We start from the raw sequence: 12,343 nt of genomic DNA on the forward strand, positions 1-12,343 counted from the left end.
CTTTCATTTTCTTACCCTCCACTGTGGCTTAGTCACTTAAGACTAGCCGACTAGAGAGGGGCGTCCATCTCATTATTTGTATATCGCGCATGCGCAATATCCCTCCGAGCATTCACTCGAAGAGCTTTTCGCAACTATCTGATATTCGGGTATTTTCATGCTGAACATCCAAGTTGTCAGGGTGAAAAAGCGTGCATGCGCGTTTTTCTGACGGGCAGTGCGCGTTAATTTACTGCCCGGTTTGGTAATGCATTGAATTTATTGTCTTTTTTATAAGCCACGGTGTGTAAACGAGCGTGCTCGGTTTACAAAGTGTGCCCGATTTTGGCTCGGCTGCCAATATACTGTATGGATTGATCAGAATTTAACCTTCCCTGGCTTTAAGTTCAGGCTGCCTCGTGCGCACGCTCCCTGGCAATAATCTGCTCCAGCTCCGGCAGGCAGGAGCCGCAGCCGGTGCCGGCGGTGGTTTCGGCGCTGAGGGCGTCGACGGTGTCGATGCCTTTTTCGCGGATGGCGTTGCACAGGGTGTTGTAGCCCACCTGTTTGCAGGCGCACACCAGTTTGCCCTGGCTGTGTTGCTGGTCCGGCTTGCCGCTTAACAGGGCGCGCATGGCGGTAGCGGCGAAGTCGCCTTCGAGCAGGTCGCCGAGCCAACTGAAATCCCGGGTGCCGAACTGTTTGGCGACGGAGAAGGCAATGTACAGTTGGCCCTCGCGCACAAAGGCGCGCCGGAATTCGCCGCGCTCGGGGTGGCCGAAGGCGAGCTGTTGGTCCCCTTGCTGGCACAGGCTCTGGAGTTGTTTATCCAGGTCGGCGGGGTGCTGTTCGCTGGCGATACGATAGAGGTAGCCGCCGTTGACCCGACGCATGGCCCAGTAGTCGGCGTCCAGTTCGGGCAGTGGGGTTCGGCTGACCAGCAGGGCTTCGGCCTGTTCGTACCAGGGGTGGACCTGAACCGGGGTGTATTTGTTTTCCGGCTGGCCGGATGTGGGGTCGACGTATTCACCTACCAGGGCGGCCACCCGCGCGCGGCTGGCGTGCACGTCATTCCAGTGCATGGGCATGAAGACTTCACCCAGGTTGACCTGGTCGGTGAGCTGCACGCGCACCCGCGCCTGGCCCTGTCGGCTGGTGACGTCCGCGAGAGCACCATCTTTCAATTGGTAGCGCCCGGCATCCTTGGGGTGAATGCTGATAAACGGCTCCGGCAGGTGGCCGCACAGGCGCGAGGCCAGGCCGGTGCGGGTCATGCTGTGCCATTGGTCGCGGATGCGGCCGGTGTTCAGGGTCAGCGGGTAGTGGCTATCCACCTGGGTGGCCGGTGCGCGATAGCGTACCGACACGAACCGCCCCCGGCCGGAGGGGGTAAAGAACACACCATCGCCAAACAGGCGCTGGTCGCCATCGGGCAACGGGGCTTTCGTCGGCAGCGGCCATTGCCGCGGCGGCAGGCTGTCGTAGTCGTTCAGGGTCAAGTGACTATAGTGACCCAGATCGAGATCCCGGGTGCCATTATTGTCGGTGGCCGTCAGGCGGGCGTATTCGCTGAACACTTCGGCTTCGCTGGCGTAGTCGAAGGCGCGCCCGTAGCCCATCTGTTTGGCCACGGCGGCGATGATCCACCAGTCCGGCCTTGCTTCCCCCAAGGGCGGCAGCAAGGCCCGTTGGCGTGAGATGCGCCGTTCGGAGTTGGTGACGGTGCCGGATTTTTCGGCCCAGCCGGCGGCGGGCAATAGCACGTCGGCCAGGCGCGTGGTGTCGGTGTCTTCAATACAGTCGGACACCACTACCAACGGACAGTCCTTCAAGGCCTGCTTGACTTTGTCGGCGTTAGGCAGACTCATGACCGGGTTGGTGGCCATGATCCAGATGGCTTTGATTTTACCGGAGGCGACGGCGTCGAACATGTCCACGGCTTTCAGGCCGGGACGGGTGGCTAGGTTGTCCGCTTTCCAGAAGTCCCGCACCAGTTGCCAATGCTCCGGATGGTCGAACTCCATATGGGCCGCCAGGGTGTTCGCCAGCCCGCCGACTTCACGCCCACCCATGGCATTGGGCTGGCCGGTGACGGAGAACGGCCCCATGCCCGGTCGACCGATACGGCCGGTGGCCAAATGGCAATTGATGATGGCATTGACCTTGTCGGTGCCGGCGGTGGATTGGTTTACCCCCTGGGAGTAAACGGTGACGGTTTTCTCGGTCTGGGCGTACCACTGAAAAAAGGTTTCCAACTGATAGTCGGCCACGCCGAGTTGTTCGGCCAGCACCGGGCGCTGACCAGCGTCTTCCATGGCGGCCACCAGGGCTTCGGTAAAATGCTCGGTATGGGCCTGGACAAAGTCTTCGTCAATAGCGTTGTGTTGGGCCAGATAACTGAGCAGACCATTGAACAACGCCACATCAGTACCCGGGTGAATGGGCAGATGCAGGTCGGCGATATCGCAGGTGTCGGTTCGGCGCGGGTCGATCACCACCACCTTCATATGAGGGCGCTGCTGTTTGGCGGCCTTGATGCGCTGGAACAATACCGGGTGGCACCAAGCGAGATTGGAGCCGGTGAGCACGATCATGTCCGCCTGTTCCAGATCGGTGTAGCAGCCCGGCACCGTATCGCTGCCAAAGGCGCGCTTGTGCCCGGCCACGCTGGAGGACATGCACAAGCGGGAATTGGTGTCGATATTGCCGCTGCCGATAAAGCCCTTCATCAACTTGTTGGCCAGATAGTAGTCTTCGGTCAACAGTTGCCCGGACACATAGAAGGCCACCGAGTCCGGGCCGTGCTCGACAATGGTATCCACAAAACCCTGAGCCACGGTCTGCAGCGCGTGATTCCAACTCGTCTGTTCGCCGTGCACTTTCGGGTGGAGCAGTCGACCGGTGTCCACCAGGGTCTCCCCCAGCGCCAGGCCTTTGGAGCAGAGCCGCCCCAGGTTGGCCGGATGGGTCTCGTCTCCCTCGATCAACACCTTCCGTTCCTCGGTATTCACCGTGGCCTTTATGCCACAGCCAACACCACAGTAGGCACAGGTGGTCTGTACCGTGGACTCGGCTTGGGCGGTGGGAATGGGTTCGTACCGATGAACTGTCATGGATCAACCTGCAATATAGAAAGTGTTTGTTGTCATCACGCCTTCAAGCACTGCAATCGCCACGCCAATTTCATTTCCTGCCATTAAATGTCGGTCGTTCGGCCGAATTCACCTCAGTTCACGCACTCATTCCAACGAAAAATCTGCAAGAGCACCGGGATAGCGCACTACGCACCACCACTTGCACACTTTCAACGCAAATTGTTCATCGCCCGCCTGCACCGTTTTGCATTATTTCAGCGCACCTTTGCACGGCCGTGGTGCTCGTTTCGCGTGAACTTGTAACGTATAAAAATCCCGCGCTGCAGAATGTGTGCCCGCTAAGCGCATGAAAAATAAGGGGTTATAAACTTTTTCATGGGGTTTGTCAGTGAATGGCACTGTCTTTGCTCTAGCCCAACCATGCATTCGTAAAATGATTTTTCAGGGCAACCGTTATGAACTCCATGAACATTGAACCATTGATTCCCTCGTCCAAGCCGACCCGCTCGACTCCCGCATCAACCGGGAAAGTATGGCTTGTGGGTGCCGGTCCCGGCGATGCCGAGTTGCTGACCCTGAAAGCGCTGCGCGCAATTGAAAGCGCGGACATCATTTTTTACGACCAGTTGGTGAGTGCGGATATTCGCGCGCTGTTTCCGAGCGGCACCCCCGCACTTTATGTCGGCAAGTCGAAAAATCATCACAGCATTGCGCAGGACGATCTGAATCAGCGCCTGGTGGACCAGGCACTGATGGGCAAAACCGTATGCCGCATTAAGGGCGGCGACCCCTTCGTGTTTGGTCGCGGTGGTGAGGAACTGATGACCCTGCGCCAGGCAGGTGTGAACGCCGAGGTGGTACCGGGTATTACCGCCGCCTCCGGTTGCAGCAGCAGCGCCCATATGCCCTTGACCCATCGCGGTGTATCCCAGGGCTGCACCCTGGTGACCGGCCACGGCGAAACCGAAGTGACCGCCAATTGGCAGGCGCTGGCGCAGTTGAATCACACCCTGGTGTTTTATATGGGCGTGAGCCGATCGGAAGAGATTGCCGGGCAATTGATGACCCACGGTTTGAGTGGCGATACGCCCGCCGCGTTTATTGAAAACGGATGCCGGGCGAATCAGCGGGTGTTGACCACCACGTTGCACGAGTTGGCCGAGACCGCCGAGCGCGACGCGGTGCAATCCCCGGCGTTGATTGTGGTGGGGGATGTGGTGCGGTTGGCGGACCAGTTGGCGCCGGAGCAGTTTTTGAGTGAGGCGCAGCAGCGGTCGATTGCGTAGGCCGAAGGCCGTCATCCACCAATACCGGTAAAACCGGAATCAGAATTTTGAGTTTAGTCAGGAGTGGTTTTATGAAACAGCGCATTATTGTGGTCGGCAACGGCATGGTCGGGCATAAGTTTATCGACACTTTATTGAGTGTGGAGAACGCCGGTGATTACGAGATCATCACCTTTTCCGAAGAGCCGCGCCTGGCCTATGACCGGGTCAAGCTGAGCAGCTACTTTGACGGCTCCACAGTCGAGGATCTGGCGCTGACCACCGAGGACGATTACCGCGAGCGCGGCGTGGTGTACACCCTGAACGATAAGGTGGTGAGCATCCAGCCGGACGAGCAGACGGTGACCACAGCGAGCGGCCGTACCGAGGCCTATGACAAACTGGTGTTGGCCACGGGCTCCTATCCGTTTGTGCCGCCCATTCCCGGCGGGGATCAGGATCACTGCCTGGTGTACCGCACCATTGAAGACCTGGAAGCCATTACCGCCTCGGCCCAGAACAGTCAGGTGGGCGCGGTCATCGGCGGCGGTCTGCTCGGCCTGGAAGCGGCCAATGCGCTCAAGAACCTGGGACTGAAAACCCACGTGCTGGAATTTTCCAATGGTCTGATGGCCCGTCAGTTGGATGAAGGCGGCGGCCAACTGCTGTGCCGGAAAATCGAAAAACTGGGTGTAAGTGTGCACACCGGCAAGAACACCAAGGAAATTATCGAAGGTGATGAGTGCCGCTTCCGGATGAACTTCGCCGATGGCTCACACCTGGAAACCGATATGGTGATTTTCTCCGCCGGTATTCGCCCGCGGGATGAACTCGCCAAGCAGGCGGGCCTGGCAATGGGTGAACGCGGCGGCATCGCCATCAATAACCACTGCCAGACCTCGGCGGACAACGTCTACGCCATTGGCGAATGTGCCCTGTGGAACAACCAGATTTTCGGCCTGGTGGCCCCGGGTTACCAGATGGCCAAAATTGCCGTTGAGCATATTCAGGGCCGCGCCGAGCAATCCTTCACCGGCGCCGACATGAGCACCAAGCTTAAACTGCTCGGCGTGGACGTGGGCAGTGTCGGCGATGCCCTGGCAATGACACCCGGCGCCCAGAGCTATACCTACAGCGACGGTGTGGCCGAAGTGTACAAACGCCTGATCGTCTCCGAAGACGGCAAGAAACTGCTGGGGGCGGTATTGGTGGGCGACACCGACGCCTACGGCACGCTGCAACAGATCTGCGTAAACGGGATGGACCTGCCCGCTTCACCGGAGCAGTTGATTCTGCCCGCCACCGACGGCGAGGCACCGGTGGGCATGGGCGTGGATGCCCTGCCCGACACGGCCCAGATCTGCTCCTGCCACGACGTTACCAAAGGCTCGATTCGCGATGCGGTGCAGAATGGCTGTACCGATATGGGGGGCATCAAGTCCTGCACCGGCGCCGCCACCGGCTGTGGTGGTTGCGCGGCATTGACCAAGCAGGTGATGGACGCCGAGCTGAGCGCCCTGGGTGTGGAGGTGAACAACCACCTGTGCGAGCACTTCGAATACAGCCGCCAGGAGCTGGCCGATATTGTACGCGTCAAACAGATCAAAACCTTTGATGAGCTGTTGGCGAGTCACGGTAAGGGCCTGGGCTGCGAAGTCTGTAAGCCCACGGTCGGGTCGATTCTCGCCTCCTTCTGGAACGATTACGTTCTGAAGGAAGAGCACCTGGGCCTGCAGGACACCAACGACATTTATCTGGGCAATATGCAGAAGGACGGCACCTACTCCGTGGTGCCCCGAGTGGCCGGGGGCGAAATCACCCCGGAAAAACTGATCGTGCTCGGTGAGGTCGCGAAGGAGTTCAACCTGTACACCAAAATTACCGGTGGTCAGCGGGTGGACCTGTTCGGTGCGCAATTGCACCAGTTGCCGATCATCTGGAAAAAACTGATCGACGCCGGTTTTGAAACCGGCCACGCCTACGGGAAATCCGTGCGTACGGTGAAATCCTGTGTGGGCAGCACCTGGTGCCGATACGGGGTGCAGGACAGCGTGGATATGGCCATCGCCATCGAGAACCGCTACAAGGGCCTGCGCGCACCGCACAAAATCAAGTTTGCCGTATCCGGCTGCACCCGCGAATGCGCCGAAGCCCAATCGAAAGACATCGGCGTAATTGCCACGGAAAAAGGTTGGAACCTGTACGTCTGCGGCAACGGCGGCATGCGTCCGCGCCACGCGGACCTGTTCGCCACCGACCTGGACGACGATACGCTGATTCAGTACATCGACCGGATTCTGATGTTCTACATCCGCACCGCCGATCGCTTGCAGCGCACCTCGGTGTGGATGGAGAACCTGGAAGGCGGGCTGGATTACCTGAAAGAAGTGGTGATTGAAGACAAGCTGAATATCGGCCGGGAACTGGAAGATGACATGACCCGCAACCTGGCCAACTACCAGTGCGAGTGGAAGACCACCCTGGAAGATCCGGAAAAGCTCAAGCGCTTCCGCCACTTTATCAACAGTGACGAGATCGATGACAACCTCGCCTATGTGGCCGAGCGCGGTCAGCGTCGCCCTGCCACCGATGAGGAGCGCAAGAACCGCATCCCGTTGGTGGAAATCCGTTCCTGAAGTTTGTGCTCAATGACCGATTGCCTTTAAGGAGAACATCAATATGAATACCGCCGTCGCCAAGAAAGTGGAACAGACCTGGGTTGAGGTGTGCAGCAAATCCGACCTGCAACCCAACAGCGGCCTGTGTGCCCTGATCCATCAGAAACAGGTCGCGATTTTCTACAGCAAGACCCTCGATGAAGTCTTTGCCATCGGCAACTACGATCCGATTGGCCAAGCCAACGTGCTGAGCCGGGGCATTATCGGTTCTCTGGGCGAGCGCACCGTGGTGGCCTCTCCGCTGTACAAGGAGCACTACGATCTACGCACCGGCGAGTGCCTGGAGTCCGACGCGCACTCGGTACCGGTGTACCCGGTTCGCGTGGAAAACGGCGTAGTGCACATTCAGATTTGACCCCCGTCTCTGCAAGAGCCGACTTCTTCATTGCTTCATGAAGTCGATCCTTTGGGGTGGCCCCGACCACCCCCTTTTTTTGACCCATTGCCCCCACCTTGTCGTATAGTGTTTCCACAAGCCATTGTGGAGCGACTATGACTTCTTCCCTGTACTTTGACCGCCCAAGCATCGACCAGATGGAAAAGCGCTACCGCGCGCAATTCATCAACTCCCTGGCGGGCTTCAAGAGCGCCAATCTGGTCGGCACTGTGGACCAGGACGGCCACCCAAATTTGGCAATCGTCAACTCGGTCATCCATTTGGGGGCCAATCCACCGCTGATGGGCATGGTGACGCGCCCGCGCACGGTAGAGCGGCACAGCGTGGAAAATATTCTGGACACCGGTTACTACACTCTGAATCAGGTGCATGGCGGCATGATCCGCCCGGCCCATCAGACCTCCGCTCGCTACCTGCGCGGGCAATCGGAATTCGATGCCACCGGGTTAAAACCAAGCTATCTTGAAGATCACCCGGCCCCCTATGTCGACGAGAGCCGCCTGAAGATCGGTTTGAAGCTGCTGGAGTGCAAACACCTGGAGTTCAACAACACCGATTTTATCGTCGGTGAAATCGTCGCAGTGCATGTGGAGCCGAATGTGATTCAACCGGACGGCTACGTGGATATCGAAGCGTTGGACGCGGTGACCATTTCCGGGCTGGACAGCTACCATCGCACCGAGCGCCTGGAGCGGCTGGCCTACGCCAAGCCCGATCAACCTCCGCGCCCACTGGACGACTGAGCACAAAAAAACCGCCGGTCAACTACCCCGGCGGTTTTTTGTTTCCTTACTGAAACGTCTCCGTTACTCGGTACAACCCCCCTGGTCGATCCAGACCGCCCATTCAGAGCTGTTGTCCGCCGGTACTTGTCCCTGAGTCCACCACTTGGCTTCATACCGGTTGTCGTTGTAGCGCACCTGATCGTTTGCCAGATAGACGGCTTCCGAATCCCAGTTGGGAATACCGACGCAGGTATTGCCGCTGTCGGAAGAGCTGGAACTGCTGGACGAGGAGCTCGAAGAACTGGAGCTGCTTGAACTGCCGCCACTGAACTCCACATCCACACAGGCGTAGAAGGCTTCCGGGCTGTCGGAGCGCTGCCAGATGGCGTACACCACATGCTTGCCGGTGCGACTGGGCAGGCTGACGGTGTGGCTCGGGTAGGTCTCACCCGGCTTGGGGTCGGTTTCCATCAGGTATTCCAGGTCACTCCAGGCCAGCGGCTGGGTGGGGTCGTATCCCTCTTTGGTGATGTAGTAGCGATAGTACAGGGACTTGTGCGGGGCCGAGTTATACCAGGTAAAGGTCTGGGAGCCGGACACGGGCGTGGCCTCCCAGTCGGCACGCGCCAGATCCATGCCACCGAAGGTGCCGGGGTCACCGCCGCTGCACAGTTGCCCATCGGGTACGACTGACTGATGGTCGCCATCGGCCGCGCCCTGGCGAATGCCGTTCCAGTCGTAAATCTGCTGGGTGCCGCTTTCGGCAATGGCAGCCGCGCAGGCCGCGGAGCTCGGGTTCTGGCCCTGCTCCTTACAGTTCCAGATCCGGCTTTCCGGAGAGGTGATGGTCCCGTGGGCACTGGCCCACTGCGGAGCGGCCGCCGCCGCGAGAGTCAGGCACCCGACGCTGAATGCTTTGGTGAGATGGTTAAACCACTGAGTCTTCATTGTTATTTACCCCTTTCGTGGTGTGAATTTGAGTAGACGCAGGCCTTTCGCATCGCAACCGGTCGGTTTTGATTCGGAAGGCAGGAGGGATAAAACCACATTAGATAGTTTCTTACAAATATATAAATATTATTTGTTACTTACTACCAGACGACCGGATTGACGCCAAACCCATCCAAATGGCGATGATTGCGGGAACCATCACACTTTGAGCGCTGTTTTAACAATGAAATGAAATATAGGAAAGGCGGGTTTATTTGAAGATCGTATAAATTGAGCGGCCTGTTTTCAGGCCGCTACTGGCTCCGGCGGGCGACTGGGGTCGTCACTCTGCGCGGATTGACGCTCCAGATAGCCCAGAATCGCCTCGCGCAGACGCTGGCCACCGCCCGGAATGCCCTGGTTGCCGAACAGGCGGTTGAATTCCAGCAGGTAGGGATGATCGCCCACCAGAGCAATATCAAATCCGGCGTGATCCACCCCCAGCTTACGGGCGACCGACAGCGCCAGGTCTGTCACCACCGCCGGCACGGGGCTGTAATCCACGCTCCCGCCGCGCGCCACATTATTGTGGAAGCTGAACCCGGATTGCAGTCGCCAGTAGGCCGCAAGCACCTGATCTCCGACGATCACCACCCGCACGTCCCGATCGATGGGCAGCCACTCCTGCACATAGAGGGTGTTGGTCCGGCCGAGATACTCGCGCCACTGATCCCGCTCTTCGATCAACCACACGCCCTCCCCCATACTGCTTTTGGCGAGCTTGGCGACAAACGGGTGGGTTATTTCCTGCCAGAGTTCCTCGGCGTTGTCCGGGGTATTCGCGCGAATGTGGGTCACCGGTACGTGGGCCGGCGCGACGGCCTGAAACGCCCGGGTCATTTCAATTTTGTTGTGTCCCAGCAGATAACTGGCCTGGCTGGGAAATACCCGGCAGCCCATACCGTAGATCAACGCATTGATCTGCCAGTATTCGGGAAACAATATCCACTCAGCCGCACTCAGTTCGGACTGATGGCGGAACAGGTGATCGGGTTTGAAATGGCGGGTATCGGGAAACCCCAGGGTGCGAAACACATCGAAACTGGCGAAACGCATGACAAAGACTCAAAGAAACGGCGAGCCGCGGGAGGCGCGAATTTTGCCCTCAACGTGTCGGTTTTGACAAGCGATTTTATTGCCGCTCAAGGCTTTTGTTGTCAGGCGTTTTCGAGAATCCAGTCGGTCCATAATGCCGACGCGCCGGGTCCCAGCAGGGGCGAGTAATGCCCCTCTCCCGGCAAAATAACGGCGCGACTGTGAGGACAGCTCTGGTGAAGTGCTTCCAGGTGGCGCACGGTGAGCAACTGATCGCTATCGCCATGGATAAAGTTGACCGATGCCGGTAGCGTCTCCAGTTCATAGCGCCAGGGTGACACCATCAACTGCAGTTCACTGGCGAAGGCTGCCGCCGACGTGATCGCACCCTGGCAGGTAGCCTGAGCCATGGTCTGCGCAAACCGATGCCTTATGCCAGGCTGATCAATGATCGCGATATCTTCCGGTGAAAGGCTGTCACGCATGGCTTCCTGTAAAGTCGCCCCGTCTCGGGTCAGTGCGGTAAGAGCCTCGGCAAGCTGCTCCGGATTATCCCGGGCGCCCTGCCAGGCGCCGGCGGTCAGTGCTGCCGCTTCCCGATCGGGATCATCCAACCAGTGCAGCGCCGGAGCGCCCACTGATACCACCCGGGACACCCGCTCGCCGAGCAGTCGGGCCGCGGCAAGGGCAAACAGACCGCCGGCCGAAAAACCCAGTAAGCGGATCGTCGGCACCGAATACGCATCAGCAATCGCGCCAATATCCTCTGCGAGCATGGCCAGGGTGTACTCGGAGCATGTCGTGGACCCGCCATAACCGGGCCGATCAAAAGATAGCAGATGCACCCGGTCCGCCACAGCCCCAGGCAACCAGGCCTCATCCGCCGACCCCGGAAGCCCGTGCAGATAAAGCCATGCCGGCGCGTCGGATTCGCCCTGCTCCAGCACACGCAGGCGGCGCCCATCCGGTCGGTCGATAAAACCTTCAATCGTCAATGTGCATCTCCATCCGATGGCAGCGCCGCACACACCATCAACAGCTTGCGAATCAGTTGCGCCTGGCGGGTAACGCCCACCTTGCGCATGACCGATTTCAACTGGGCGCGAACGGTATGAATGGACAGGTTCAGGCAGGCGCTGATCTCGGACAGTTCATAGCCGCGCAACAACTCCCCCAGCAGACGAATTTCCGCCTGGGTCAGGCCATAGAGGGTGTGAAGCCGCTGGGCGTTGGGTTTGACCGGTCGCTCCGGGTCCAACAGAAACACCAGTAATGCCTCCTGCTCGGGCCCCATGAGGGCACGGGCAGACGGCCGGCGATACTGCATGGCCACCAGCGTGGCGCCAGAGTGGCCGAGGGGCATCACATCGGCGCTGATCTCACCACGGCTCACCCGGTCACAGACAGATCGCCACCGGGACTCTTCCATGGCATCCCGCAACTGCAACCGTTCGCCGCTGAGCCCAAGGCCATAAACATGCGTCTGCATCGCCTCCTCAGCCACAGCGTTGGACCACTGACATCGCCTTTGCCGGTCCACCAGCCAGACACCGTAGGGCAGGCAATCCAGCGCGGCTCTCGCCTGCCCCAACGCGACTTCAAACTCCCCCATTAACTGCATCATGCGGGCGGCGCGTTTCAGGTGGGGATAAAAGATATCCAGTTCGCGCTGTTCCGAGCGGGAGAAAGGCCCGGCACGGCGGGGGCGGTGAACGCCGATATGCGCGGCCCGGGAGGCCTGGCGCTCGAACTGGGCGCCCATGGCATAGAAGTTCCCGTTGGGACGAAACACCATCTGATAGTGCGCGCTGCGCTCAAACTCCCGGTCGGACACAATCTCGTGACTGGCCAGTGTGGTGCCCAAGGGCGCCGCCGACAGCGCGTCACGAAACAGGTCAACCGCCACGGATTCTTCCATGTAGCGCCGATTGGCTTCGGCATCAAACCCCTGAGTGAAAGAGGTGTAAACCCGTGGTTTTTCGATATCGGTAATGCGCAGAGAAGCGGTTCCACCGTCGAAGCGGGTGGCCAATTGGCCGAGAAACCGGGGCCAGCGCTCCGGGTTCATCGCGCCGTCATAGAGGCTTTCGAGTAAGTCCGGGGCTGTGGGTTTGGCAAGGGGCACCGCCGACTCCTGAGGGTCAAAGAACTGTGTGCTTCACCTCATTAAAGCACAGGC

At 59.2% G+C, this 12,343-nt stretch carries 9 protein-coding genes; 4 read left to right on the forward strand and 5 right to left on the reverse strand.

The window, feature by feature from the left end; genetic code table 11:
• Nucleotides 1–386: 386 nt before the first annotated feature.
• Nucleotides 387–3,092 (reverse strand): nitrate reductase, encoded by a 2,706-nt coding sequence (locus EDC38_RS14535; RefSeq protein WP_123639288.1) that lies wholly within the window; start codon nucleotides 3,090–3,092, stop codon nucleotides 387–389.
• A gap of 437 nt (nucleotides 3,093–3,529) precedes the next feature.
• Between EDC38_RS14535 and cobA the strand changes: the two genes are divergently transcribed.
• The 4 genes from cobA to EDC38_RS14555 all read left to right on the forward strand — a co-directional run bounded on the left by cobA (nucleotide 3,530) and on the right by EDC38_RS14555 (nucleotide 8,157).
• Nucleotides 3,530–4,360, forward strand: a complete 831-nt coding sequence (gene cobA, locus EDC38_RS14540; protein WP_425462035.1) for a uroporphyrinogen-III C-methyltransferase — start codon at nucleotides 3,530–3,532, stop codon at nucleotides 4,358–4,360.
• A 71-nt stretch (nucleotides 4,361–4,431) separates the two neighbouring features.
• Nucleotides 4,432–6,975 (forward strand): nitrite reductase large subunit NirB, encoded by a 2,544-nt coding sequence (gene nirB, locus EDC38_RS14545; protein ID WP_123639289.1) that lies wholly within the window; start codon nucleotides 4,432–4,434, stop codon nucleotides 6,973–6,975.
• 43 nt (nucleotides 6,976–7,018) lie between these two features.
• A complete protein-coding gene (nirD, locus tag EDC38_RS14550) occupies nucleotides 7,019–7,372 on the forward strand; it encodes a nitrite reductase small subunit NirD (RefSeq protein ID WP_123639290.1) in 354 nt (117 codons plus the stop codon).
• Nucleotides 7,373–7,509: 137 nt separating this feature from the next.
• Nucleotides 7,510–8,157 (forward strand): flavin reductase family protein, encoded by a 648-nt coding sequence (locus EDC38_RS14555; protein WP_246004457.1) that lies wholly within the window; start codon nucleotides 7,510–7,512, stop codon nucleotides 8,155–8,157.
• Between the two features lie 63 nt (nucleotides 8,158–8,220).
• Here EDC38_RS14555 and EDC38_RS14560 read toward each other — a convergent pair whose 3' ends face one another.
• From EDC38_RS14560 to EDC38_RS14575, 4 genes are all read right to left on the reverse strand, one after another.
• Complete coding sequence (locus EDC38_RS14560) at nucleotides 8,221–9,087, reverse strand: lytic polysaccharide monooxygenase (RefSeq protein WP_123639291.1); 867 nt, start codon at nucleotides 9,085–9,087, stop codon at nucleotides 8,221–8,223.
• 288 nt (nucleotides 9,088–9,375) lie between these two features.
• Entirely contained in the window at nucleotides 9,376–10,185 is an 810-nt protein-coding gene (locus EDC38_RS14565; protein WP_123639292.1) for an ATP-grasp domain-containing protein, read from the reverse strand.
• Between the two features lie 101 nt (nucleotides 10,186–10,286).
• Nucleotides 10,287–11,159: an alpha/beta fold hydrolase gene (locus EDC38_RS14570; protein ID WP_170162952.1), complete on the reverse strand. Its 873-nt coding sequence runs from the start codon at nucleotides 11,157–11,159 to the stop codon at nucleotides 10,287–10,289.
• Entirely contained in the window at nucleotides 11,156–12,289 is a 1,134-nt protein-coding gene (locus EDC38_RS14575) for a helix-turn-helix transcriptional regulator (RefSeq protein WP_123639294.1), read from the reverse strand. The genes EDC38_RS14570 and EDC38_RS14575 overlap by 4 nt, the downstream gene beginning before the upstream one ends.
• Nucleotides 12,290–12,343: the final 54 nt, after the last annotated feature.

The organism is Marinimicrobium koreense, assembly GCF_003762925.1.
Lineage (GTDB): Bacteria > Pseudomonadota > Gammaproteobacteria > Pseudomonadales > Cellvibrionaceae > Marinimicrobium > Marinimicrobium koreense.